We start from the raw sequence: 22795 nt of genomic DNA, 5'->3' as shown, positions 1-22795 counted from the left end.
TGGCCCTTAAAGGGGCTAGACCTTTTAATGTAATGTTTGATTGTTTAATAAGTGTTTGTATTTAGGATTATTGGCGACAAATTCATGAAGCTTTGCACCTTGATACTCAATCCATTGACGAACCACTTTTTCGGTCATTTCAGGACCCTGGTAATCCCTGCCTGCTTTTGCATAGGTTGATTCAAAGTCACTCCATAAAAGTTCCACCCATATTCTTGCTTGAAGCTCATTTAATTGGTTATTTTTTTCAAGCAAAAGTTGAATTAACTTTTCTTGGTATTCTTGCATAGAAATCACCTCTAATTCCATTATTCCTCTTGATAGCTTTTTTTAAATGAACAAATAATAAAGGTACGTGATAAGCATTGGATAGGGCTTTGTTTATCACGTTTATCATTCATTAGGAGGGTTTCGCATGGTACGAAATAAAGCTACTCATTTCCCAAACCAACATAGCATTAAACTCGAGGGTGAGCCTCGAGCAAAAGCTGAGTATGCTTCAAAAAGAGCGGATGGTACCATCAATACTCATCCACAAGAACGAATGAGAGCCTCCACTACTCGTTCAGGTGATACACCTGAAGAATTTACAACTGGATTTTAATCTTGACTGGCTCCCTTTTGGGGGCCTATTCTTTCATTTCTTTTAACATGGAAATAGGTAAAGCTTCTTCCACTGAATTTCCTCCGAGTCGAAAGCCCCAAGCAAATACCCCATTTAGATACTGGACTTTAAAATAGGTTCCAGGATCCCCTTCTATTTCATACACTTCATTTGATTTTATTGTTTTTGGATCTATTAAGTAGGCCTTAGCCATGATTGCTTTTCTTTCCAGTACCGCATATTCATTAACCATACCTAATTGTTCTGCCTTACGTGCCTTTTCATTTAACTGGGAGATTTCTTGCTGTAATTCATAAGCAGACATTTGACTGTATCTTTTTTCTTGCTCCATATTTTTTGTTCTCCTTTTTTAAGTAGATTTCCTATTCTTTAGTATAATAAACATTAGGTACGGAAGAAACTATTTCATTCTTCCTTTAAGGAAAGGAGAAAGCTAAATGAACGCAATAGTCATTACAGGGGCTGGATCTGGTTTAGGAAAAGAACTTGCATTATTATTTTCTCAAAATAATTTTCATATCCTATTAATGGGGCGATCGCAGGATAAACTTCAAAGTGTGAAATCAGAAATTGAACAATTGGGCGGTAAAGCAGATGTGATCCAAGTAGATATTCGCTCTTTTCAAGATGTCTCTGACAGAGTAAAGAAAATTAGTGAGCACTATACTTTATATGGATTAGTGAACAATGCGGGCATCGGCTATTTTGGTCCTTTTGAAAAAATAGACGAACAAGAAATAATCGAAATGACAGAAACCAATATTTTAGGCACAATGTTCATGACTAAAGCAGTATTACCTATCTTCTCTCAACAGAATTCAGGACATATTATTAATATAATCTCAACTGCAGGCTTACGAGGGAAAGTAAATGAAGCAGTTTATGTAGCAAGTAAGTTTGCTGTAAGAGGATTTACGGAAAGTCTGCAAAAGGAATACGAGAATAGTGATATTAAGTTTACCGCAGTATATATGGGTGGCATGGATACACCATTTTGGGAGAATAGTGACCATATTAAAGACCCTTCTCGATTACGTTCACCAAAAGAGGTTGCTGAAATTATTTATTCCCAATTAAACGAAGAGTCAATTGTGATTGAGAGTCAGAAATAAATAGGAGGAGTTAAGACCTCAAGTGTGCGTGGGCACTTTGAGGTCTTTTTTTTGGGGATGGCCTTCTTGAAAGTTGATAAATCTGAAATTCGGTTGAAAAATGATAACTAGCGGTTGATAAAATGATTTTTTGGTTGATAAACTTCGTATATCGGTTGAAATATCAATTTTGTTAACTAGAACAATCTCCTTCACAACAAAAAAAGACTGGAACATGTAGCTAGTTCCAGTCTTCTTGTTCAAGATTCCTCAAAAAGTCTTCTATATGTTCCATAGAAAAACCCTTTCGATAGAGAAATTGCTTTATTTTATGATTATCTTCGCCATATTTTTTGATAGCCTTTTCACCTTGTGTTTTAATTGCTTCAAATTCTGTATCCTCTTGCACTGAGTCCTTCATTTCCATCATGGCTTCATCTATTATGGAAAAAGAATATCCTTTGCGACTTAGTGCTTGCTTTAGCTTTTGTTCAAATACAAACTGGGAGTCATTCCTCTTTTTCTTTTGAGCTTTTTGACAAAGCTGGATGGCTTTTGAAAGTTGCATCTCATAAGAATATTCATTTATCGTTTTTTCCATAATATCAGGTGAAATTCCTTTTTCCTTTAATTCAGCTTTCACCACATTAGGCCCCTTGTCCGTTGTATTCATTTGAGTTCGAACATAGGCAAGTGAAAACTCTTCATCATTCAAATATTTTAAGCTATAAAGACGGTGGATAACTTCTTGAATAACAGGATCTTCATTTTCCTTTTGCTTCAGATGGTCTCTTACCTCTTTTTCTGAACGCATCCTTGCAGCTAGACACTGAATAGCGGTACTTAATGCTTTTCTTATCGTGTCTTGATAGAGAACCTCCATTTGAGTGAACTCATCTAATTCCACTCCTTTTTTAAGCTGATACTTAATGAGAACATCCTCGTCCACACTAAAGGCATATTTTTCACCTGTTCCATCATTCACATATATATTAAAGCGATCACTTTGTTTCTTTTGTGTGGTGATTTTCGTAATATAGACCACATTCTTCACCTCTCTTTCAATGTAACATATTTAAGAGGATTTTTTTACGTAAATGGTTTAAAATGTCTTTACACAGGGGAGGAGGAATTTTTTTGAAAATGGTTATTGCTGGTGGTTCTGGCTTTGTTGGAAAAGCACTTAGTGATTATTTTTTAAACAAGGGGGATGAAGTGCTTGTCCTTACCCGTAAACTTCCATCTCCATCTCATTCTTCCAAGATAAAATATGTTCAATGGCTCACTCCTAACAGCCATCCTAATACTTATTTAGAAGATGCGGATGTTTTAATTAATTTAGCTGGTGAATCCATCAATAGTGGCCGATGGAATGAGAATAGAAAAACTAGAATTCTCCAAAGCCGGTTAGATGCTACAAATGAACTGCTTAGAATCATAAAACAATTAAAGAAAAAACCAAAGGTATTAGTGAATGCAAGTGCAATTGGTTACTATGGAACATCAGAAACGGAAACTTTTACAGAACAGAGTTCAAGTGTTGGAAGTGATTTCTTAGCTGAAACCGTCAAGAAATGGGAAGCCTTAGCTATAAAAGCGGAGGAACTTGGTGTTCGCACGGTATTATGCCGCTTAGGTATTGTCCTAGCTAACAATGCAGGAGCTTTACCTAAAATGGCCCTTCCCTATCAACTATTTGCAGGGGGAAAACTTGGCAAGGGAAATCAGTGGGTTTCCTGGATTCATATCAATGATGTTATTCGAGCCATTTCTTTTGTGATTCAACATGAAAATATTCGGGGTCCAGTTAACTTTATCTCTCCACAACCAGTTACAATGGATCAGTTTGGCAAAGAACTAAGTAAAGTATTACATCGTCCTCATTGGATACCAACTCCAGAAATCGCCTTAAAACTTCTTCTTGGAGAAATGAGTATGCTTATGCTGGAGGGGCAAAAAGTTTTACCTCAGGCCCTTTTAGAACATGACTTTGTTTTTGAATATTCGACTTTAGATAAAGCATTAAATAATCTTTTTCAAATTTAATCGTTTATCCTCTTCCTTTTAGGGCAAAAATAGGGAAGTCAGCATGAGTATGTCTCTACTTCGATTTCACATTTTAGAAACGAAAGGATAGGATGATCACATGTCAAAGTCAGGAAAAAAAGACAAAGTAAGAAGCAATTTAACAAGTATGCAAGCTGTTACATATTCTAACGAGTTCAGACGCGCAGATCGCGCAGCTGGTTACACTCAAAAAAGTACCAGATAACTCTCCTTATATTTTCTTTCATTCAGCAAACAATAAAAGTACGAAAACGAATTCCGTTTTCGTACTTTATTGTTTTGAAAGGGGATCATAACGATGGGCAGAGCACATGGACATAAAACTCGTGATCGTAACAAAGGAAGCCTTCCGCAAACGCCAAAGAATTTAAAAACGGATGGCATTGATGAAGAATACTCAGCTGAGCTTGCTGATCAAGCGGATTTAGAGGCTCAAGCACGTGCTAATGCTGCAAATCAGCGCGTTAGTACAAATCGGAAAAGAAAATAGTTTGAGGCAAAAAAAAGGAAGCAGGATGAATTCATCCTGCTTCAACATTTATATAAGGGGGAGTAAAACTAGTTTAAAAAGTAAGTACCACTTCAGTACTTCCTCTTCACACCTATACTATACGCCGAAGAATTTCCTCAAGCAATGCATTTCACAGTTTCTTAACATATTTAAATTGGAAATATGAATATAGTGTGACAACCTTAATGTCCTAACTAACACAACCTTGCGGATAAATTGTGTATAACTAAGGATATCCTGTGAGTAACTCTGTGTATAAACCTGAGGATAACTTTGTGGATAATGTTGATAAGTATAAAAACTAGTGAATATATCATACTTTTGTCAGTGGATAAACATGGGGATATAGAACCATTATCGTTTTTCATTTGCAGTTATCCTCATTTATCCTATAAAGGATTTTTTAGGGAAATCGACGAATTAGTTAGGAAAACTATTTTCGGAGGTTCCTATGAGTCTTTTTTCAAAAATGGATACCATTATTTTACGAGTTGCTGATATTAAGGCAGCCAAGAAATGGTACGAAGAGGTATTAGAGTTCACCTCGTCATATGAAAGTAACGGTGATCACGCTATTGTTATTTTTCCAATAGGGAATGGACCTTCTATTACGCTTTATGAATGGCAACACGATGAAAGTCATTCTCCTGCCTCTTCATCCTATCCTATCTTTTTTGCTGAGAATATTGAGGAGGTTCATACAAAGCTCACGTCAAGGGGGGTAGAGACCTCTGAACTGCAAAAAGATGGGAGTACCACGTTTTTTACCTTCTACGATTTAAATGGAAACAAATTAGAAGTTTGTTATTGGAGTTAATAGGAAAAGAGCAGGTATCTATATGATTCCTGCTCTTTTTTATCATGATTATTTATATACAATCTCACTGCCTGAGAAAAAGCTTTGTCTCCAATCCTCTATAATTGGATGGTGTTTTTCATTTTCGTTCGTAGAGTAGAAATTGACATTTTCTCCTTCGGTAGTAGCAGCCCACATATTGCCAGAGTTATCGAAAACAACTACACCTTCTGCTATTCCTTCTAGACCAGGCATATAACCATGAAAGGCATACAGATTTTCGTCTTCTGTTGGAACAGGTGAAATTTGCTGGAATGTTACTCTGAAAATATCAAGGTCATCACCAACAAGCTTTCGAAATGTATTTTCCATATCTTTGTCTAAAAAAATACCGAAAATCTGATTATACTCTTCTTTATCTTCTAACTCATAATCCTCTTGTTCCGTTGATGAACTATCCTCTTCGGCATTTGTTTCCTCCATAACAGCTGTAGCCTCTTCTGCTACTTGTTTTTCTCCATTATCCGTTTCTTTTGAATCTTTTTCAGAACAAGCAGAAATGATAAATAGAACCAAAAACACACTAAAAATTGATAAGATTTTCTTCATTCCCTACACCTCTAAGAAATATGATGGATAGTCTTCAAGATAGAAACGAGAATAGCATTCTATTAAACCTACTAATCTATCTTAATATTAGGACTATTTTAACATATTAATACGTAATGGATATATATAGAAAGAAGAATATTAAAATTTAATGAAGCGTTTCACTTTTATTCATAATTTATTCATATTTTCTAGATACAATGAAAGTGTTAGAAACAAGCCAGTTTCATAAACCCCCCTTTTGATAATACCTGACAATACAATTTGTCAGGTGTTTTTTTGTTTTTTTGAGAATAAAAAAATACCGATAAGAAATCCTCTTATCGGTATTTTTTATTATTCTTCTTCATTATTCATTTCATGAACTCTGACCTTTACCTTCATAATTCGTAGTTCTTTCATTTCATCTACAGAGAAGGTAATATTTTTATATTCAACCTCAGGGTGTTCATCACCGGTAGGAATATAACCAAGTTGCCCAATCACAAAGCCACTGACGGTATCATACTCCTGTGTCGGTAATTCCACTTTAAGAAAATCTTCCACTTCATATAAATTTGTTGTGCCTGGGAATAGGTATGTATTGGTATCAAGCTCAATGATTTCCTCGTCATTATCATTAGGTTCGTCGTGTTCATCAAATATGTTTCCGACGATTTCTTCAATTAAGTCTTCTATGGTAACAATTCCATCCGTCCCACCGTATTCATCAACTACGATGGCCATATGAGTGTTATTCTTTTGCATATCCTTAAACAATTGATCGGTTCGGATAGATTCTAGAACGTAAAAGGGTTCACGAATAAGTTCTCTTAAATTAAATTGTGTTTCATTACAACTTTCAATAAATTGGATTAAATCCTTTACGTGTAAAACCCCGACAATATGGTCAATATTCTCTTCAAACACCGGAAATCTCGTGTATTTTTCTAGGTTAACGATATTGGCCGTTTCTTTTATATTGTAATCGATGGGGATAGCAACAATATTAGTTCGATGGGTCATAATATCGGAAACCGTTTTATTATCGAATTCAAAAATATTATTAATCATCACCATTTCAATATCTTGAATGGTTCCTTTTTCTTTTCCAACGTCAACCATCATTCGTATTTCTTCTTCAGTCACATTTCCATCCTCTGCATTTGGATCAACACCAAACATGCGAACAATGACGTTCATGGATAATGTTAATAATTTTACAAAGGGAGCCGTAATTTTAGACAAAATAGTAAGTGGCATTACAGCAAAGTTTGCAATTTCTTCTGCTTTTTGCAAAGCTAATCTTTTAGGAACAAGTTCTCCCAACACTAAAGTAAAATAAGATAAGATCAATGTGATGATAACAACAGAAATGGTTTCAAGAAGATCTTTAGAAAGAGGAACACCTATTTCTATTAAATATTCTGCAAGTCTTCCCGCAAAGCTTCCCGCTGCAAAGGCACTCGCTAAAAATCCGGCAAGTGTAATTCCAATTTGAATAGTCGCTAAAAAACGACTTGGTTCTGATAATAAGTTTTGCAGAGCTTTAGCCTTCTTATCTCCACCTTCAGCTAAAAGCTTTATTTTATTATCATTTAATGAGATCAAAGCGATTTCTGATGCAGCAAAAAACGCATTTAAAATAATCAGTACTAAAAGTACCAATATTTCCGTAACCAAAAGACAACCCTCCAAGGTTAATAAAAAGTACCAATTTTCCTTTAATGGAATAACGGTTTATTGTTTTTATTTAAGTATAACCTATTCATGAAAAAATTACTAAAAAAAGAAATAGGCTGAAGGCGTTCAGAGAATTTTACATATTATTTGACAGGGTTATTTAGTCAACTCCTTGAGCCTTGCCTTTTACTATATACACCACACATTAAGCTAATTCACTAAATCAAGACTGAATTGACCTTATGAACTGTATTCAGGAATAATCTGAATGATATCTTGATCTCTGCTTTCCACACCTTCATGAAAAGTTAATCTAGTTTTGAAACGAAATGATCGATTTTCACTCGTTAATGGGATGCTATTTGGCAGTTTCACTGTAAATACTATTTGATCAGATTCTTCTGATTGGATGATTTTAGAGGTTAAAACGGTTACAGTATTAATCACCTGTTCCTTGCCATCATCAGTCATAACTAAATCACAATCAATTTTTTTAATTAATTGCTCGATTGTTCCACCTTTTATTAAAAAATAGCCATGAATCGTCTCTCCAGGAAAATAGGATTCCTTTGGTAAAATCAGATCGATTCTGGCAGAACCGATCCCTAATAAGGACATATATTTTCTTAATATCAATGAATATCCCTCCAAATAAACAAAATGGATTAACCTTTAGAGTATTTATCCTCAATCCGTTTTTCAATTTTTTCAAGTTTTTCACGGTCTTTCATAATCTCTTCTTTATTTTTCTTAATTAATTCTATGATGGATGTTTTCAGTTTTTTCATTTTTAAACCCTCTCCTTTTAAAATAATCTTTAATAAATAAAGAAAACCTTTACCGATATTGGGTAAAGGTTTTTTAAATAAATAAAGACCTTTACCATTTGGTAAAGGTCTTGCTAACAACAATTGAGTTGCCAACAATGCCGAGAGTATAAGTACTCTGAAATGACGACATTATTGTAAAAGCTACTCCCCTTTAGGAGGCAATCTATGAATTTATTAAATTAACTATATTATAACACTGTCAATTATGTCAATTAGTTGGGGGTTTTTCTTGCCCTAAATATTGATCTAGGAAATCATATATTTGTGAGAATACATATAGCTTATTCTGAGGTTTGTTTAGTGAATGACCTTCATCTTCAAGCAGGATATATTTTACTGGATGGTTTTTTTTCTTGAGTTGGGAGACAATTCGATCAGATTCTTCTTTGGGGACTCTCGGGTCATTTGCTCCGTGAATAACCAAAAGAGGAGATATAATTCTATCTATAAAGTGTATCGGATCAATTCGATCAAAAAATGGACCGTCTTTTTCAATGGTACCGTATTCTTTTTCACGAAGTATCTTGCGCCATGGACTTGTGTGAGTAAGAAAGCTTCTAATACTTGAAATTCCAAACATATCAATAGCTGCAGACCATAAATGTGGAAAATGAGTAATAGCTGCAAGTACAACAAACCCTCCATAGCTGCCACCCATAATGGCAATTTTACGTTGACGAAAATAATCCCCTGCGTTTAGCAGCTCCGCTAAAGTTATCACATCTTTAACAGAATCCATTCTTTTTCGATTATCATCAAGATGGGTGTAGCTCTTACCATATCCTGTACTACCACGGATGTTTGGAGCATATATCGTATATCCTTTTTGTAAAAGCTTTTGAAAAAACGGATTGTAGGTTGGACGAAATTGACTTTCTGGACCTCCGTGTATATAAAACACAGCAGGTTGCTTTGCAGCAAGCACTTTAGGTTTGTATATAAAAGTAGGAATCTGTAGTTTATCAAAGGCTAAATAGGAAACACTACTAGGTTCAATCATAGTTTCCTCTACACCAGGCGAAGGAGATAGATTAGTTAGTTGTTCTACTTCCATACTTATTAAATCGAGTGCCCATATATTGGTGGGATTTTTAGGGCCATTAAAAACGAAAGCTAGTTTATCATTATTTGGTGAAAAGACATAATTCATAATAACTCCCATTGGGGTTTCCCAATGATAAAGTGAGCTAGTCAATAAATCCAGTAGATAACCTCTTGAAATCCCCGCTTCATTTACGGAATAAGCTAATTTTGTTTTATCCTTACTTATGGTCAAACGTTCGAAATCCCAATTTTTTTGTTCAAGCCATGTCAACTTTTTTGTTGAAATCTCAATCATAGCCAATCCCATAAATTCTCTATCTTTATTGGTTAAAACAAAAAGATGATCACCTGATTGATTAAAATGTGGATCATGAAAGCTAGCTTCCCCCTCATGAATGGTTAGCCAATTAATTTGTTTTGAATCCAAATGAAGCAGTAATAAATCATTATCAAGTTGGGAGTTTGTTTTTTCAATTAAAAGGGATGAGCCATCAGGGGACCACCCCATTGAATAATAGATTCCATCTCCCTTTAGCACCTGGTAAAATTCAAGTGTTTCAATATTCTGGATATATACATCATAATAGGCCGGGTTACGCCGATTACTTGACCAAGCAATCCATTTTCCATCGGGAGAACTGCCGCCATATCGATGAATATGTTCCGGAGAATTCGTTAATGGAATCGTAGAACCATCTTCTTGTAATAACAATAACTGCTCCTTTTCATTAGAGTAGATGTCGACACCAACAATCCGCTTCCGCGTTCCATTTATGTATGTCACAAATGTAACGTTTTCCTTAGATATTGGTTGGGTCGGCATCCGATGATAAGGATCCTGTTCCCATAACTGGGGGACCCCTGTAAAGTTTGAGATGAAATTAAGTTTTTTTCCACACGGCTGGTATACGGGGTGCGTAATCGAATATATCAGAAATTCTAGATCTCGCTTACCGTAATCCATATGCCCACCCCTTATCTTTTTGGTCTATACATTTTAATAATCTATTCATAATGATTATTTTTGACATTAAATAGGGGATTTTTTCTTGCCATTTTTATCGTACTAAACTAGGGATAGCGGATGATTAATTTATCCGATTTTGCACGTGACACGCAAGACAAGATTCGTTGCTGGGATTTTTTTTGTTCTTCACTTAGGAACGTATCATAATGTTCAATCTCACCTTCTAAAACCTTTAATTCACATGTCCCGCATCGCCCAATTCTACAGGAAAATGGAACTCTTTTCCCTGCCGCTAATAAAGCTTCTAAAAGGGACTGGTCTTTTTCAACCTTAATACTTTCCCCATCAGGTAACGTGACTTGGAATGGTGATGGGTTCATTACATGGGGGGCAGTAAAATGTTCAACATGAATACTAGATGTTGGATATCCTATTTTCTTAGCAACTTCAACGAAATTTTTCATAAAATGCTCTGGACCACAAATATATACACGAGTACCAATCGTATGGTTGAATAATGAGTCGGTGGTTAACCGTTTTACATTTGAAAAATAAAAGGAGATTTGTTCATCATAATTTTCTTTTAAATAGGAATAAAAAGCACAGCTTTGATGCGATTTTGTGGTGTAATGCAATTCAAACGAAGCGCCATCTTCCTTTAATACCGACATCATCGATAAAAAGGGCGTAATTCCAATACCTGCTGCATAAAAGACATGGTGTTTTGCCTTATCACTTAATGGAAAGTGATTTTTAGGAAAACTAATATGAAGCCTATCACCCACATTCACATGATGGTGCCAAAAAATCGATCCACCTTTTGAATGATCACTTAATCGAATCGCAATTTGATAACAATCTGGCTGTTCTTGATAATTAGTTAATGAGTAAGGTCTGCTAATCAACCCATTGGGGCCATCCAAATAGGTGATAATATGTGAACCTCCACTAAACGGAGGCAATGGCTTCCCATTCATAGCTCTTAGTGTAAAGGATTTAATCTGCTTAGTTTCTTCATGTATGGAATCTACATAAACTGGAATCGTTTTTTCTTTGTACATATCTTTACCTCTAATTAAAGTTTTGCTACATATCCTAAATAAGCGTTCTTTACTCTCGAATAATGATCTGAAACAACAAGTAATAACTGGCAATACGAACAATGGATTTCTTGATCCATTTCGAGGTTCTTTCCCTCTGTCATCCCATGACAACGGCAACAAAATACTTTGATTGTTTGTTGCCCATAACCAATAAATTGTGATTCCTCTTCGGTAAATCCTATCTCCTCAACTACATTTTTGAAAACGAACAATTCTTCCCAAGGAAGCGCTGCATAAAGATAACTTCCCATTTTCTGATCTTTCAGCCACTTTGTGAGATCAAAATCGATATCGTCTTCTTTCATAACGACTTTAAAAGGTGTATTTTTTTTAAAAATTTCTCCTATAATAGGTTGCAGCAAACTGATCCCCTTTTGATCCGTGTAGAACAAGTACTCCCTCTTTCCTTCTACAAAAAAAGGTGCTTTATTAGGCATCAAGGTCCGCCCCACTTTCAAGTCTATCTTTCAAGTAATCTATCACAGCATCCTTGAACAATGAAAGACCTTTATAATCTACTATATATGGAGGAAGTTCCTTTAAAATCCGATAAAAGGATTCGAGCCATTCTCTTTTATTGGCCAATTCTTCTAAGGCTAAAAGATGTGTATGAATCGTAAAGAGAATTCCATTACTACGAGACAAGCGAGAGAGAGTCTGGACTTCAACTCGTAAATGGACAAGTTTTCCTGCATTCTTCTTGGTAACAAGCTTACGACCTTTCCCCCATTGGTCAAAAGTTTCAAGTGAAGTATCAAGTCTATTCCCTGCCATTAAAGACCAGTTCTTTCTTCCCCATGGATTCCCTGGCTCTAGTTGCAAGAGAAATTGTAAAATTCGTTGATCCAACCCAGCTTCTTTAAACCCAGGGATTGGATAGTGAATTTCTTGAAAATTCATCCCTATATCAAAGGCTAATGACCAGTTAGCTGGAAAGCATAATTGTCCCGCATCTAAATATAAATTAGCATCTCTTTGCATCATTAAGATCAAATCTTCTTGTACATGTCTTCCAATAAAGTCTAGTGGTTCAATAGGTAAACTAGTATGGTCTCCCATTATAAATTCCTGTTTTTCGTCTAATAATTTATTATGAAAATTCCAGTTTGAACCGTTTTTTTTCACTTCAAAATACTGAGGATAATAGGTTATAAGATTTTCAATTATGAGTTCAACAATCTCCCATTGTGCTTTCTTGGAATAAGGTAAAGATTGATAACATCTAGTAGGATACTTATTTAAAAGATCTCGCTTTAGCTTGATTTCCTGGCTGTATGTTGAAGTAATTTCCACACACTTTGATTTCTTTAATGGAATAGAATTATTCGAGTAACGATAGATATATTCATTCTCCTTAAACGGGAATGGAAATGATTCATTGACATCTCCCTTCTTCACGAAACCACCCTTTTTCTGAATATTGTTTATCCTCATTTTAATGAAAAAGATTTAAAAATAAAAGGAACCATGTCGGTGAAAATTTATTGTTGCCATCTTTTGATAAATTGTATAATGACTTAACGATTAAAATTTAAAGGGAGGGGTTACATTGAGAAAAAAGCTAATCTTATTACATTCTATTCACGTATTAGCATTTACTTCTTTATTAATCTCTGGTTTAGCTTTATACCTCCCTACTACAAGAGCTTGGTTAAATCAGCTTCATTTCCCTTTGGTTGCCTTTCATCTAAGTGTAGCTTGCCTTTACATCCTTATCGTGCTCGTTAGCTTTAACGACATCTTCAAATACCTTTTGAAAAAGCCACTTATAAAAAAATATAATGTTTATCTTATTGTTTTAGCTGCTTGCCTTTGGATCTCTTCTGGTATTTCCATGTATTTTCAAGATTTCTTACCCTTCACTATCCGAGGCATAGCTGTTGTTATACATGACTGGAGTACATTCTTATTTCTCCCATGGGCCATTACCCATAGCGTTGGTCATCTATTAAAGATTCAAATGCCGTGGCCAAAATGGTGGCGTGCGAAATCACCTATTCCATCCACCATTACAGAAAACCAATTGGAACGAAGAGATGTACTAAAGTTTTTAGTTTTTGGATTTTTTTCGATTGTGTTTGGCGGTTCCATTCGTTGGTTTTCTCCCATTTTATCGATTCCATCTGAACAATTAAAAAGAAGAGGATATTTTAGAATTTATAATGTAACGAACGATATTCCTGTATATGAAAATCAGACTTGGTCATTAACCATTGACGGTAGGATTAACGAAAGAACAAACATTACATTAGCTGATATCCCGCGTTTACCTCAAACCACCATTGTTACAGACTTTCACTGTGTAACCGGCTGGAGCGTCAGAAATGTAGAGATGAAAGGAATATTATTGAAGGATCTTTTTGATTCATTACAGTTAAAAACAACAGGGAAATTTGCGACTGTCTATTCTGGGGATCAAATCTATTTTGACTCTTTTACAGTTGAACAACTTCTGACGGATGAGGCCATTTTAGTTTTTGAATTAGATGGACAGCCATTAAAAAATGCCCAAGGATATCCCTGTAGGCTTTATCATCCTTCCTTATATGGCTATAAATCTGTTAAATGGGTAGAGAGGATCGAATTTACTGACGAACGTCAAATCGGTTATTGGCAACAGAGTGGAGGATACGATGTAAATGGTTACCTTTAGACCTGTAAAAAAGTGGGTAATCCCCATTTTAGCGATTATGATAGGAAGCTATATTGGATTTTCCTTTTTACCAAGTCACCAGGAATTTGCTTACAAGCAGTGGGTTCAACAATTAAATAAAAATGAACAAAAATCTTACCATGTTAAAACAAATTTTTTAAAAGATGATTCTATTGCCTTTGAAAGTAATGGATATTGGTCTTCTAAACATTCGAAGTTTCGTATTGAAACACCTGTGTCTAATGGAAGCTCTTTTCAGTTTGACGTTTATCTGGAAGAAAGCCAGTTTTATATTCATACTGGGAATGAATGGAGAAAAGGACAATATCCACATCGATTTATTGAGGAATTATCTCCTCTAGATAATCCCTTTCAATGGTGTAAAGAGATACTAAGAAATGCAGATAAAATAACTAGAATAAAACAGGGGGAAAAGGAAACTTATACCGCTTTTTTTCACACATTTCCCGAGATAGAATTACAGGGTATTTTACTTAAAAAACAAAAAAATAGTTCGCTTTCTATCAGTTTTCAAAAAGGACAAATTCAATCGATGGTCTTTAAAGCTGCACCCATTAGACCAAATGAAGTTCCTTTCCTCAGTATCTATCCAGAAAACATGGTCTATCAGATCGACTTTACCTTATATAACGGCAAGTTGCCTAATCTCCCTAAAGAGGCTTCCTCAAGCATCCCAATAGATTAAAAAGGTATCAAGAAAACACTCTACTTTCTTGATACCTTTCTTAATATTTTTATTTGAGTTTAAAAATTAACTTTAGCTAACCTCTTGCTTACTATCCGTACTTTCGACATTTTTAAAATTTGTCTCTAGCCATCCGGAAATTTTTTGTAAGCCTTCTTCGTGAAGAGGTCGTTTCATCAATTCCTTAAAAATCTTCCTTGCATTTAGAATACTTCTTGGCTCTGTTTGAACTCGTAATCCATGCTCCATGTTATGAATAATATGATATTCACTCTTCCCTGTAACTAATGGAGCTAATTCAGTTAAGACTTTATTGTCTACTAATGGATCCTTATCTCCATGTAAAGCGAATACTGGACATTTTACATTTTTCAAGGTTTCTCTAGTGTTACAAACACTATGCTCTCTGAACCATTTGGCTGGCTGTTTAAAGAAAAACTGAATTTTTATAATGTCTTTATCCGTCTGATTCATTTTCTTCATAAGGTTTTCGACTTGCTTTTCACCTTTCACATCCACTTTTAATTTACGATTTAACCAGCCTTTAATACCAGGTGTTTCGAAAAGTTCTTTGTAGGCAAGTTGACGCTGTACCTTAAGAAACTCCATCAAGTTATCTACTCCTCCGGATAAAAGCATTAAGCCGCCTAATTCAAATGATTCTGTTAGTTTCGTAGCAATAATGGTTCCTTCACTATGACCACATACAATCACCTTTTGTGCATCCACGTTTGGATGAGACATCATGAATTCAACCGCTTTTTTTGCGTCAACCATTAAGTCGGATAAACCTGCCGCCAACCAATCCCCATCTCTTTTTCCAGTCCCTCGTTTATCATATCGAAAGGTGACAAAACCTAAACCTCCCATGTACTCAGCCAATTCCTTGTATAAATTGGTTGTATATTTCCCTTTACGATCATTTCCATTACGATCAAGCGGGCCTGAACCGGCAATGATTAAGATGGCTGGATATTTTCCTTCCGTTGAAGGTATTGTTAGTGATCCGTATATTGGATTTTCACCTTGTATGATGATTTCTTTTTCCATGTTAAACACCTCTTATTGTTTTTTTTCAGGAATGATGATAGTCGCTAAATTTCTGCCTTTTCGTTCTGGCGATGGTTCATTTAGCATTGCTTTTTGGATTAGCCCTCCCATTTCTTTTGCTAACTCCAAAAACTCTTCATCAGTTAAGTAAAGATTGGCCAAACGATAGCTAACACCGTCTCTAACTATATGGATATCGTCTTGGTTTAAGTAATTTTCATATATGCCAAGCAGCTGAGTGGTAAACGTTAAAAAGAGCTCTAAGTGTTGGTCTTTTGATAAATTCATCAGGTCTTGTTGCGAGTTAATGGATACTTCCTTTAATCCATATATCTTTTCAACCGTTCCTCTTATTTGATTTTCTTGTACCACTTCGATGATGTTTGCTTCTAGAAGTTTATTTATATGACGATATAAGGTAGCTGGAGGAACATCTTTTAAACGTTCTGCTAATTGCTGTACATTTCTCTTTTTACTATTTAGAAGAGACTGAACGATTTTCATTCGGACAGGATGTAAAATTAGCTTTGATTTTGAATCTTTCAAACCAATCGCTCCCTTCAATTCATTTTCAGTTATTATTATCATTTTTGATAATAATAGTTTAAAAAAATAAAACTTTCACTTTAAGTATTATTATCACTTTTGATAATAATACTTAAAGTGATAATAGTCAACTGTATTTTTCCAAAATTTCTCTTCTTTTTAAATTAATCATAAAACTCATGGTGAAAACAAAGACTAAAGGAAATTCGTTCTAGGAGATAGTTATCATGAGAAGAAAATTGCTTATGATTAGTGCTTCATTATTCTGCTTTTGCTTTTTAGTCTCCACTGATTCTGTTTTAGCATCTTCTTCTACCTACAAACGAGGAAAATTTGAAAAAACAGGACATGTTTTTTGGGATATTCGCACAAAAGAAAAATTAGTTGCCCTTACCTTTGATGATGGACCAGACCCTATTTATACACCTCAAATTTTAGACGCACTAGAAAAATATGATGCTAAAGCTACCTTTTTCGTTATTGGACAAGAGGCCGAACGTTATCCAGAAATCATTAAACGTCAGGCAAAAGAAGGACACGAGCTTGCTAATCACACCTATCGGCATTATTTTAAAGACAATTTTAATAAAAATAAATTAAAGTCAGAATTAACTACTGCAGGAGAGGTCATTGAAAAATTGACCGGTAATCCCCCTGCCCTATTTCGTCCCATTGCCGGCTATTATGATGAACAGATTATTGATACAGCGATTGAAAGTGGGTATGAAGTGATTTTGTGGTCATGGCATCAGGATACAAAAGATTGGAGCAAGCCAGGGGTAGGAAAGATTACAAACAATGTAATATCTGATACTAAACCAGGCGACATTGTCATTTTCCATGATGCAGGAGGAGATCGTTCACAAACAGTAAAAGCTATCGAGAATATTCTTGAAGTTCTGTACGAAGAAGGATTCAAATGCGTAACAGTCTCTGAAATGTTAGGACGATCTGAACCGTTTTTAACACAGCCTTTAAAAATCGCACCATAGATATATAAAAAGGAAACACAACTAGAAGTGTTTCCTTTTTATTGAGCGATTCTATTTTTCCTTAAAACATAAGCTAAAGCAAATAAAATAACAGGAACCAATAAAACTAATCTTAGTTCACCACCAACACCTGCATAAAGTGCAGCTGGTATGAAAGATATACCACTTAGAAAAAAAGCACGCCACGATTTTTTTACAAGACCATAGATGATACTAACCGCTGATACCGCTACCGAAACCCAAAAAAGATATCCTACTAATAATGAAATCATTTTCATTTCCTCCTCTCGTTTGTACTCTTATGATCATTATCTACTATTTGGAAACAGATGGAAATAAAAATAATTCAGTTTATAATCAAAAATAATAGGAATAAAGATGAAATTTGATTAAACTATACATTATGAATTAGAAGGAGATATAAACAATGACAAATATACCAGATAAAAGACCATGTTCAGATTCTAGAGTTTTTCAAACAAATCGAGTTTTACCTCCAGACACGAATAATCATCATACCTTGTTTGGTGGTAAATTGATGGCTTCTATCGATGTAGTAGCATCCATTTCGGCTGCCAAACATTGCCGTTCAGAATGTGTTACAGCCTCTATGGATTCGGTTGATTTCTTACATCCCATTCGTCCTACGGATGCCGTGCACCTAGAATCATTTGTTACCTACACAGGAAGCAGTTCGATGGAAGTATTCGTAAAGGTTATTGCAGAGCATTTAATTACCGGAGAAACAAAGGTAGCAGCAACAAGTTTCATTACATTCGTTTCATTAGATGAAAACGGTAAGCCCAAACGAGTACCAGCTGTTTATCCGGAAACTGAAGAAGAAAAATACTTATTTCATTCAGCAGAGGAACGAACAAAATCTAGAAAAGCGAGAAGGAAGTTAAGTATTTATTTAGCTGAGCAAATCGAGAAATATTAGTGAATTGGAAAAGCATAAGACAAAATTACCAAGCAGCCTTCAAGGGCTGTTTTTTGTTTTGTCTGGGCAGGTTCAGATTTGAGACATGTTTTCATAATCATTAAATATACTATACCAACAATGGAAAAGGAGTGATTTTATGTTATCCTCTATTGCAGATCGTGTCTCAAGAGGTGTCCAACGATATTTACCTGATGCCTTTGTCATTGCCGTTCTACTTACTTTGTTCGTCTTTATTGTCGGTTTTTTCACTAATCCAGCTGAGCCCATTTCCCTTTTTAAATCCTTCGGCGATGGCTTCTGGGTATATCTTTCTTTTACCATGCAAATGGTGCTTCTCTTAATGACAGGAATGGTCCTCGCCGCTGTTCCCTTTGTAAAAAAGGGCTTGGAATCAATTTCATCTTTAGCTAATACCCCAAATAAAGCCTATGTTTTAACATTTGTTGTTACAGCCATTGCTTACTACATTAACTGGGGCCTTGCAGTTGTAGTTGGAGCTATTATTGTCCGTGAGATTGGTAAACGAAACCAAAATGCCCACTTCCCTCTTTTAGTTGCTGCAGCCTATTCCCCTACGGTTCTTTACACTGCCGGATTATCAAGCTCAATCGGTTTAACAGTTGCGACAAAGGATCACTTCTTAGCAAATGTAATGGGTGTTATTCCTACTTCAGAAACGATTTTTAATCCTTCTACTATTATTATTTTTGCTGTCTTGTTTATCACCATGCCAATTTTCATTTGTTTTATGGCACCAAAGACAAATATAAAGCCATATGTGGCTAGAGAAATTCCTGAGAAGAAACCGAATGAATTGGTGCCTGCCGATACACCTGCTCTAAAATTAGAAAGAACACCACTTCTTGGAATCATAACAGGAGCAATTGGACTCATTTATGTAGTAAATGAATTTATAAATGGCCGTGACCTTGATTTAAATATTATCAATATTCTTTTTCTCTCATTAGGCCTAGTTCTTCACCGCTCTCTCGGACAATTTGGTGAAGCATTTAAAGAAGCAGCTGGATCCACTTCGCCGATTATTTTACAATTTCCCTTTTATGCTGGAATCATTGCTGTTCTCGGTAGTTCAGGATTAGGGCAAATGATTATTGACGGTATGGCATCAGTAGCTAATAAAGAAACCTTTGATGTATTTACGTATTGGTCAGCTGGGCTAGTCAATCTACTTGCTCCATCTGGTGGTGGACAATGGGCTCTTCAAGGACCATTACAGGTTCCTGCTGGTATGGCATTGGGAGTAGACCCCGCCACCATCGCCATGGCTGTCGGCTGGGGAGATGCTTGGACCAATTTAATTCAGCCTTTCTGGGCACTTCCTATTCTTAGTGTTGTCGGTCTTCATATTCGTCATATTATGGGATATTGCTTCTTATTGGCCATTTGGGTCGGGGTTATAACAACCATTCTTTTATTCTTTTTATATTAATATTAAAATGCATTTAAAAAAGCATGGATAAAAGTGAAATCCATGCTTTTTTCTTGTTGCAACTTTTTATAGGACATAGAATCCGTTATTTTTATAAAAAAGGCTATTTTGATGGTGTTATAGGACACTGGGTACGTTATTCGCTTATAAACACTTAAAAATGACAAGCTTTCACCTAAATAGCGGAACATAGGTCCGGTACGAACAAGAAATCACTATTATTTTCACAAATAACGGAACGTAAGTCCGATAAAATTCCACCCAAGGGAGCCGCATCTTATAAAACTATTTTACTCTTGTTTCAAATAAACAAAATCATAGGTTATATCTTTTCCATTAAGAAATTCCTTTTAAAATATCGTAAAATCCTTTTTTAAAAAAATAAAAAGCCAATTAAGTTTTGACCTAATTGGCTTTTACTATTTTATTTAAACTTTTTAGGGAATTGCTTTACGATTCCATCTGTTAAAAAATCAGCCATGTGAATAAGATGCTCTTCATTTCGATCTGCCGTGCGAATATCGTTTTCCCAATCCTTTTTGAGTCTGTCGACAACTTCATCATTAGTCAGTTTTAGGTGCAAATAAAACATATCGGTCAATTCTTTTTTATTCCATTTTGGGTTGGCACTTGATAAGAACGCAACAATCTGATCAGCGTTGCGAGTCCACTCTTTATTCAATTTATCCACATTGGCTTGGTCACCTTTTTTAGCAGCCTCAACGATACTTCCAGCAATTAGAATATGTTCATTTAATAGTGCTGTTAGCTTCGTTCCCGCTTCTTCCCCATAGTAAGGTTTAATCGTATCACCGATGTCGACTTGATTTTGTAAAAGTCTATTTAACACGGCTTGTTGATCTTCTATTCCTGCTAAGCTGCTGACAATAAAACTTCTTGTCCACCAGGCATGTTCGATCCATAACTCCTGCATTCTATATTTTAACTTAATATGAGACTCCGTGTAGCTAGTACCCTTCGCTGGAGCCTTTTCTGCTACTGCGTTCAGCTGGGAACTCATAAAGACAACTAAAACGAATGATAAAATGAATGACAAATAGTGTTTTTTCATCATGTATTCTCCTTTTGCATAATTTTAACCCCGTTTTATTATTTATAATATTTTCAATCTTATACAAAAAAAGGAGCAAGAAATGTAGGATTTCCTGCTCCTTTTTGTAAAAACTATGCTGTTAGTTGTGTTTTAGATTCATGACGGTGATAATGCCGGTCTATTAAGTAGCCGCTTAATGAAGCTAACACCTGCTGGAACAGCATTCCAACCACAACGGGTACGGCAACGGCTGCTGGGAAATATGAAGTGGCTATAACAGCCCCAGCACTAATATTTCTCATCCCACCAGTAAACGTTAATGCAACAACCGTTTCTTTATTTTTGAATATAATTTTTCCAATGATAAAAGAAAAGAAATATCCAGTTATGGCAATAAAAAACACTGCTATCGCTATAATAACAAGCTCTAAACTAATGTTTCGTAAATGCGGAGCTACTACCGCACCATTTAACATGACCACTGCACCGATACCAATTTTCGAAAAAGGAGCAAGCCGTGGACTCCAAACCTCTTTCACCTTTCCTTTAGTTAGATGGTTAATGAGCATCCCTAATAGAGATGGAATCACAATCATTCCTAGCAGCCCTGTCATGATACTGGAAACATCCATTTCAATTTTTTGCCCAACGATCAGTGAAATCGTGAATGGTACTAGTATCGGCGAAAGTAACGTATCAACTAGGATTAGTGATAAGGTAATTGGAATATTTCCTTTGTAAATAGAAACCCAGATCATGCTTGTTATCCCTGTTGGAATGGCCATGCCTAGAATTAATCCTGTTATTGTAAAAATATCTTCACTAAATACGATATGTCCGATGCTCCAAGCCCATAATGGCATGACAACATGCAAAATGAGTAGCGTTATCACAATCGGTAGTGGATGCATAAAAGCATCCTTTAAAGACCCAAAATTCGATCCTAAGCTACCGGAAAAAGTCATAAAAGCGAAAATCCACGGGATTAAAAAAGAATAATCCTTTATATACGCAGATACTAATACCCCGAGCACTACACTTGCCGGTGTAATGAGAGGCATAATTTTTTCTAGTTGTTTATTAATACTCTGAAGCATGATTTGGTCTCATCCAATCGGTTATGATTTAGACGGATTTTTATATTCCTTCCAAGCTGTTACTCCGCCTTCTAACACTACCACATTATAATCCTTTCCAGCTAAAATCTCAGCACATTTAGTTGCCGAATTTCCAGTTGTGCAGGTAACAATAATTTCCTTTTCTTTTGGTAAAACGGCAAGTAGATTTTCATCCAAATCAAAAATAGCATTCTTCGGTATGTTCCAATTTGTACCTTCAATATGAAAAGCTTGATATTTATCAGCTGCTCTTACATCTAAAAGTTGAACATTATCTTCCTTTAACATTTTTTCTGCTAATTCTTTTGGCGATATTTTTCTAATAGTCACTAATATTTCGCTCCTTATCATATATGTTTTATTCAAAAGCCCTTCTATTGTACAAATGAATTATACTCTTTTTCTAAACCCAATAACGTCTGCAGATTCTTTATTTCTTTGTCGTATATCATTCTACTTCTCTTGAACTTTTGTCTTCAGAATTTATTTCTTTCACCATTTTTACGATTTCTGTTTCATAATTCAAATGTTCATAGAATCGAATAGCTCTTTCATTATTAGCAAAAACATGAAGAACGATCTGTTTATAACCTTTTTGAATACTCCATTCTTCAGCAGTCTTCATGAGCTTTTTGGCAATCCCCTTGCCCTCCCCTTCTTTTGAAACGACAATAGATGAAATATAACCCTGTTTTTCACCAGTAAAATAGTCTTCATTTTTACTCATATGTAAAAAGCCTAATCGTACTTGATTTTCGTTTTCGGCAATAAACATATCTGAATCAGAATCCTTTTGGCCAAATGATTCTTTAGCCATTCTTACTTGAGCTTCATTCATTGCCTGGGGGTCTCTCCACCCCATAAAGGCAAATTCATTAAATCTTTCCGCAAGACTAATAATAAACTTTCTGTCCGAATCATTAACTTGTCTTATATTTATTCCCATAATATCCCCTTATTTATAATGATATTGGAAGT

At 35.3% G+C, this 22795-nt stretch carries 29 protein-coding genes; 11 read left to right on the top strand and 18 right to left on the bottom strand.

Features of this window, described 5'->3' with window-relative positions:
* Positions 1 to 24 precede the first annotated feature (24 nt).
* Positions 25 to 288: a YfhJ family protein gene (locus ACSBPO_RS04670; protein WP_442598922.1), complete on the bottom strand. Its 264-nt coding sequence runs from the start codon at positions 286 to 288 to the stop codon at positions 25 to 27.
* A 127-nt stretch (positions 289 to 415) separates the two neighbouring features.
* On the opposite strand from ACSBPO_RS04670, the gene ACSBPO_RS04665 reads away from it, so the two are divergent.
* Positions 416 to 604, top strand: a complete 189-nt coding sequence (locus ACSBPO_RS04665) for a small, acid-soluble spore protein K (protein ID WP_442598921.1) — start codon at positions 416 to 418, stop codon at positions 602 to 604.
* A 25-nt stretch (positions 605 to 629) separates the two neighbouring features.
* Here ACSBPO_RS04665 and ACSBPO_RS04660 read toward each other — a convergent pair whose 3' ends face one another.
* Positions 630 to 956, bottom strand: coding sequence for a YfhH family protein (locus ACSBPO_RS04660; RefSeq protein ID WP_442598920.1), 327 nt, complete (start codon positions 954 to 956; stop codon positions 630 to 632).
* Between the two features lie 106 nt (positions 957 to 1062).
* Between ACSBPO_RS04660 and ACSBPO_RS04655 the strand changes: the two genes are divergently transcribed.
* A complete protein-coding gene (locus ACSBPO_RS04655) occupies positions 1063 to 1737 on the top strand; it encodes an SDR family NAD(P)-dependent oxidoreductase (RefSeq protein ID WP_442598919.1) in 675 nt (224 codons plus the stop codon).
* 220 nt (positions 1738 to 1957) lie between these two features.
* Here the strand turns inward: ACSBPO_RS04655 and recX are convergent, their stop codons facing one another.
* A complete protein-coding gene (gene recX, locus ACSBPO_RS04650) occupies positions 1958 to 2761 on the bottom strand; it encodes a recombination regulator RecX (RefSeq protein ID WP_442598918.1) in 804 nt (267 codons plus the stop codon).
* 92 nt (positions 2762 to 2853) lie between these two features.
* Here recX and ACSBPO_RS04645 point away from each other — a divergent pair, with 92 nt between their 5' ends.
* The 4 genes from ACSBPO_RS04645 (at position 2854) to ACSBPO_RS04630 (ending at position 5111) form a co-directional block, all read left to right on the top strand.
* Positions 2854 to 3762, top strand: a complete 909-nt coding sequence (locus ACSBPO_RS04645) for a TIGR01777 family oxidoreductase (protein WP_442598917.1) — start codon at positions 2854 to 2856, stop codon at positions 3760 to 3762.
* 100 nt (positions 3763 to 3862) lie between these two features.
* The gene (locus ACSBPO_RS04640; protein ID WP_442598916.1) at positions 3863 to 3988 is read left to right on the top strand and encodes a YfhE family protein; all 126 of its coding nucleotides are present in this window, start codon (positions 3863 to 3865) and stop codon (positions 3986 to 3988) included.
* Between the two features lie 93 nt (positions 3989 to 4081).
* Positions 4082 to 4273 carry a YfhD family protein gene (locus ACSBPO_RS04635; protein ID WP_442598915.1) on the top strand — a complete coding sequence of 64 codons (192 nt, stop codon included), beginning with the start codon at positions 4082 to 4084 and terminating at the stop codon, positions 4271 to 4273.
* A gap of 472 nt (positions 4274 to 4745) precedes the next feature.
* Positions 4746 to 5111, top strand: coding sequence for a VOC family protein (locus ACSBPO_RS04630; protein ID WP_442598914.1), 366 nt, complete (start codon positions 4746 to 4748; stop codon positions 5109 to 5111).
* A 48-nt stretch (positions 5112 to 5159) separates the two neighbouring features.
* Here the strand turns inward: ACSBPO_RS04630 and ACSBPO_RS04625 are convergent, their stop codons facing one another.
* The 8 genes from ACSBPO_RS04625 to ACSBPO_RS04590 form a co-directional block, all read right to left on the bottom strand.
* On the bottom strand, positions 5160 to 5699 hold the full coding sequence (locus ACSBPO_RS04625; protein WP_442598913.1) for a hypothetical protein: 540 nt from the start codon (positions 5697 to 5699) through the stop codon (positions 5160 to 5162).
* A 336-nt stretch (positions 5700 to 6035) separates the two neighbouring features.
* Positions 6036 to 7361: a hemolysin family protein gene (locus tag ACSBPO_RS04620; RefSeq protein ID WP_442598912.1), complete on the bottom strand. Its 1326-nt coding sequence runs from the start codon at positions 7359 to 7361 to the stop codon at positions 6036 to 6038.
* 240 nt (positions 7362 to 7601) lie between these two features.
* Positions 7602 to 7997 carry a sporulation protein gene (locus ACSBPO_RS04615; protein WP_442598911.1) on the bottom strand — a complete coding sequence of 132 codons (396 nt, stop codon included), beginning with the start codon at positions 7995 to 7997 and terminating at the stop codon, positions 7602 to 7604.
* 29 nt (positions 7998 to 8026) lie between these two features.
* Positions 8027 to 8149 carry an FbpB family small basic protein gene (locus ACSBPO_RS04610; RefSeq protein ID WP_442598910.1) on the bottom strand — a complete coding sequence of 41 codons (123 nt, stop codon included), beginning with the start codon at positions 8147 to 8149 and terminating at the stop codon, positions 8027 to 8029.
* A gap of 250 nt (positions 8150 to 8399) precedes the next feature.
* A complete protein-coding gene (locus ACSBPO_RS04605; RefSeq protein WP_442598909.1) occupies positions 8400 to 10199 on the bottom strand; it encodes an alpha/beta fold hydrolase in 1800 nt (599 codons plus the stop codon).
* Between the two features lie 107 nt (positions 10200 to 10306).
* A complete protein-coding gene (locus ACSBPO_RS04600; protein WP_442598908.1) occupies positions 10307 to 11263 on the bottom strand; it encodes a PDR/VanB family oxidoreductase in 957 nt (318 codons plus the stop codon).
* Positions 11264 to 11277: 14 nt separating this feature from the next.
* Complete coding sequence (locus ACSBPO_RS04595; protein WP_442598907.1) at positions 11278 to 11742, bottom strand: hypothetical protein; 465 nt, start codon at positions 11740 to 11742, stop codon at positions 11278 to 11280.
* Positions 11735 to 12703 carry a heme-dependent oxidative N-demethylase family protein gene (locus tag ACSBPO_RS04590; protein ID WP_442598906.1) on the bottom strand — a complete coding sequence of 323 codons (969 nt, stop codon included), beginning with the start codon at positions 12701 to 12703 and terminating at the stop codon, positions 11735 to 11737. Before ACSBPO_RS04590 ends, ACSBPO_RS04595 begins: the two co-directional genes overlap by 8 nt.
* Positions 12704 to 12854: 151 nt before the next feature.
* On the opposite strand from ACSBPO_RS04590, the gene ACSBPO_RS04585 reads away from it, so the two are divergent.
* Together ACSBPO_RS04585 and ACSBPO_RS04580 are read left to right on the top strand one after the other, a co-directional pair.
* Positions 12855 to 13958: a molybdopterin-dependent oxidoreductase gene (locus tag ACSBPO_RS04585; RefSeq protein WP_442598905.1), complete on the top strand. Its 1104-nt coding sequence runs from the start codon at positions 12855 to 12857 to the stop codon at positions 13956 to 13958.
* Complete coding sequence (locus tag ACSBPO_RS04580; protein WP_442598904.1) at positions 13945 to 14664, top strand: hypothetical protein; 720 nt, start codon at positions 13945 to 13947, stop codon at positions 14662 to 14664. The genes ACSBPO_RS04585 and ACSBPO_RS04580 overlap by 14 nt, the downstream gene beginning before the upstream one ends.
* Before the next feature lie 72 nt (positions 14665 to 14736).
* Here the strand turns inward: ACSBPO_RS04580 and ACSBPO_RS04575 are convergent, their stop codons facing one another.
* Both ACSBPO_RS04575 and ACSBPO_RS04570 read right to left on the bottom strand, forming a co-directional pair.
* Entirely contained in the window at positions 14737 to 15714 is a 978-nt protein-coding gene (locus ACSBPO_RS04575) for an alpha/beta hydrolase family protein (RefSeq protein ID WP_442598903.1), read from the bottom strand.
* Between the two features lie 12 nt (positions 15715 to 15726).
* Positions 15727 to 16260 (bottom strand): helix-turn-helix domain-containing protein, encoded by a 534-nt coding sequence (locus ACSBPO_RS04570; RefSeq protein WP_442598902.1) that lies wholly within the window; start codon positions 16258 to 16260, stop codon positions 15727 to 15729.
* A gap of 227 nt (positions 16261 to 16487) precedes the next feature.
* On the opposite strand from ACSBPO_RS04570, the gene ACSBPO_RS04565 reads away from it, so the two are divergent.
* Positions 16488 to 17252: a polysaccharide deacetylase family protein gene (locus tag ACSBPO_RS04565; protein ID WP_442598901.1), complete on the top strand. Its 765-nt coding sequence runs from the start codon at positions 16488 to 16490 to the stop codon at positions 17250 to 17252.
* Between the two features lie 38 nt (positions 17253 to 17290).
* Here ACSBPO_RS04565 and ACSBPO_RS04560 read toward each other — a convergent pair whose 3' ends face one another.
* Positions 17291 to 17524: a hypothetical protein gene (locus ACSBPO_RS04560; RefSeq protein WP_442598900.1), complete on the bottom strand. Its 234-nt coding sequence runs from the start codon at positions 17522 to 17524 to the stop codon at positions 17291 to 17293.
* Positions 17525 to 17679: 155 nt separating this feature from the next.
* Between ACSBPO_RS04560 and ACSBPO_RS04555 the strand changes: the two genes are divergently transcribed.
* Together ACSBPO_RS04555 and ACSBPO_RS04550 are read left to right on the top strand one after the other, a co-directional pair.
* The gene (locus ACSBPO_RS04555) at positions 17680 to 18192 is read left to right on the top strand and encodes an acyl-CoA thioesterase (protein ID WP_442598899.1); all 513 of its coding nucleotides are present in this window, start codon (positions 17680 to 17682) and stop codon (positions 18190 to 18192) included.
* A 139-nt stretch (positions 18193 to 18331) separates the two neighbouring features.
* Positions 18332 to 19645: a short-chain fatty acid transporter gene (locus ACSBPO_RS04550; RefSeq protein WP_442598898.1), complete on the top strand. Its 1314-nt coding sequence runs from the start codon at positions 18332 to 18334 to the stop codon at positions 19643 to 19645.
* 424 nt (positions 19646 to 20069) lie between these two features.
* Here ACSBPO_RS04550 and ACSBPO_RS04545 read toward each other — a convergent pair whose 3' ends face one another.
* From ACSBPO_RS04545 to ACSBPO_RS04530, 4 genes are all read right to left on the bottom strand, one after another.
* Positions 20070 to 20720: a glycosyltransferase gene (locus tag ACSBPO_RS04545; RefSeq protein WP_442598897.1), complete on the bottom strand. Its 651-nt coding sequence runs from the start codon at positions 20718 to 20720 to the stop codon at positions 20070 to 20072.
* Between the two features lie 110 nt (positions 20721 to 20830).
* Positions 20831 to 21796, bottom strand: a complete 966-nt coding sequence (locus ACSBPO_RS04540; protein ID WP_442598896.1) for a bile acid:sodium symporter family protein — start codon at positions 21794 to 21796, stop codon at positions 20831 to 20833.
* Between the two features lie 21 nt (positions 21797 to 21817).
* The gene (locus tag ACSBPO_RS04535) at positions 21818 to 22147 is read right to left on the bottom strand and encodes a rhodanese-like domain-containing protein (protein WP_442598895.1); all 330 of its coding nucleotides are present in this window, start codon (positions 22145 to 22147) and stop codon (positions 21818 to 21820) included.
* A gap of 118 nt (positions 22148 to 22265) precedes the next feature.
* Positions 22266 to 22763, bottom strand: a complete 498-nt coding sequence (locus ACSBPO_RS04530; RefSeq protein ID WP_442598894.1) for a GNAT family N-acetyltransferase — start codon at positions 22761 to 22763, stop codon at positions 22266 to 22268.
* Between the last annotated feature and the right edge of the window lie 32 nt (positions 22764 to 22795).

The organism is Neobacillus sp. D3-1R (genome assembly GCF_052180215.1).
In the GTDB taxonomy this organism is placed as follows: Bacteria; Bacillota; Bacilli; order Bacillales; family Cytobacillaceae; genus Pseudoneobacillus.
The sequence above is the reverse complement of the archived record's forward strand: the minus strand, read 5'-3'. Positions and strand labels throughout refer to the sequence as shown.

Excerpts from the sequence above, each read along its gene's own strand:
- ACSBPO_RS04575 (WP_442598903.1), bottom strand. The coding sequence starts at position 15,714 with ATGGAAAAAGAAATCATCATACAAGGTGAAAATCCAATATACGGATCA.
- ACSBPO_RS04560 (WP_442598900.1), bottom strand. The coding sequence starts at position 17,524 with ATGATTTCATTATTAGTAGGATATCTTTTTTGGGTTTCGGTAGCGGTA.
- ACSBPO_RS04635 (WP_442598915.1), top strand. The coding sequence starts at position 4,082 with ATGGGCAGAGCACATGGACATAAAACTCGTGATCGTAACAAAGGAAGC.
- ACSBPO_RS04550 (WP_442598898.1), top strand. The coding sequence starts at position 18,332 with ATGTTATCCTCTATTGCAGATCGTGTCTCAAGAGGTGTCCAACGATAT.
- ACSBPO_RS04610 (WP_442598910.1), bottom strand. The coding sequence starts at position 8,149 with ATGAAAAAACTGAAAACATCCATCATAGAATTAATTAAGAAAAATAAA.
- ACSBPO_RS04605 (WP_442598909.1), bottom strand. The coding sequence starts at position 10,199 with ATGGATTACGGTAAGCGAGATCTAGAATTTCTGATATATTCGATTACG.
- ACSBPO_RS04630 (WP_442598914.1), top strand. The coding sequence starts at position 4,746 with ATGAGTCTTTTTTCAAAAATGGATACCATTATTTTACGAGTTGCTGAT.
- ACSBPO_RS04530 (WP_442598894.1), bottom strand. The coding sequence starts at position 22,763 with ATGGGAATAAATATAAGACAAGTTAATGATTCGGACAGAAAGTTTATT.
- ACSBPO_RS04600 (WP_442598908.1), bottom strand. The coding sequence starts at position 11,263 with ATGTACAAAGAAAAAACGATTCCAGTTTATGTAGATTCCATACATGAA.
- ACSBPO_RS04670 (WP_442598922.1), bottom strand. The coding sequence starts at position 288 with ATGCAAGAATACCAAGAAAAGTTAATTCAACTTTTGCTTGAAAAAAAT.
- ACSBPO_RS04565 (WP_442598901.1), top strand. The coding sequence starts at position 16,488 with ATGAGAAGAAAATTGCTTATGATTAGTGCTTCATTATTCTGCTTTTGC.
- ACSBPO_RS04580 (WP_442598904.1), top strand. The coding sequence starts at position 13,945 with ATGGTTACCTTTAGACCTGTAAAAAAGTGGGTAATCCCCATTTTAGCG.
- ACSBPO_RS04595 (WP_442598907.1), bottom strand. The coding sequence starts at position 11,742 with ATGCCTAATAAAGCACCTTTTTTTGTAGAAGGAAAGAGGGAGTACTTG.
- ACSBPO_RS04545 (WP_442598897.1), bottom strand. The coding sequence starts at position 20,720 with ATGATGAAAAAACACTATTTGTCATTCATTTTATCATTCGTTTTAGTT.
- ACSBPO_RS04665 (WP_442598921.1), top strand. The coding sequence starts at position 416 with ATGGTACGAAATAAAGCTACTCATTTCCCAAACCAACATAGCATTAAA.
- ACSBPO_RS04640 (WP_442598916.1), top strand. The coding sequence starts at position 3,863 with ATGTCAAAGTCAGGAAAAAAAGACAAAGTAAGAAGCAATTTAACAAGT.
- ACSBPO_RS04540 (WP_442598896.1), bottom strand. The coding sequence starts at position 21,796 with ATGCTTCAGAGTATTAATAAACAACTAGAAAAAATTATGCCTCTCATT.
- ACSBPO_RS04660 (WP_442598920.1), bottom strand. The coding sequence starts at position 956 with ATGGAGCAAGAAAAAAGATACAGTCAAATGTCTGCTTATGAATTACAG.
- ACSBPO_RS04655 (WP_442598919.1), top strand. The coding sequence starts at position 1,063 with ATGAACGCAATAGTCATTACAGGGGCTGGATCTGGTTTAGGAAAAGAA.
- ACSBPO_RS04555 (WP_442598899.1), top strand. The coding sequence starts at position 17,680 with ATGACAAATATACCAGATAAAAGACCATGTTCAGATTCTAGAGTTTTT.
- ACSBPO_RS04625 (WP_442598913.1), bottom strand. The coding sequence starts at position 5,699 with ATGAAGAAAATCTTATCAATTTTTAGTGTGTTTTTGGTTCTATTTATC.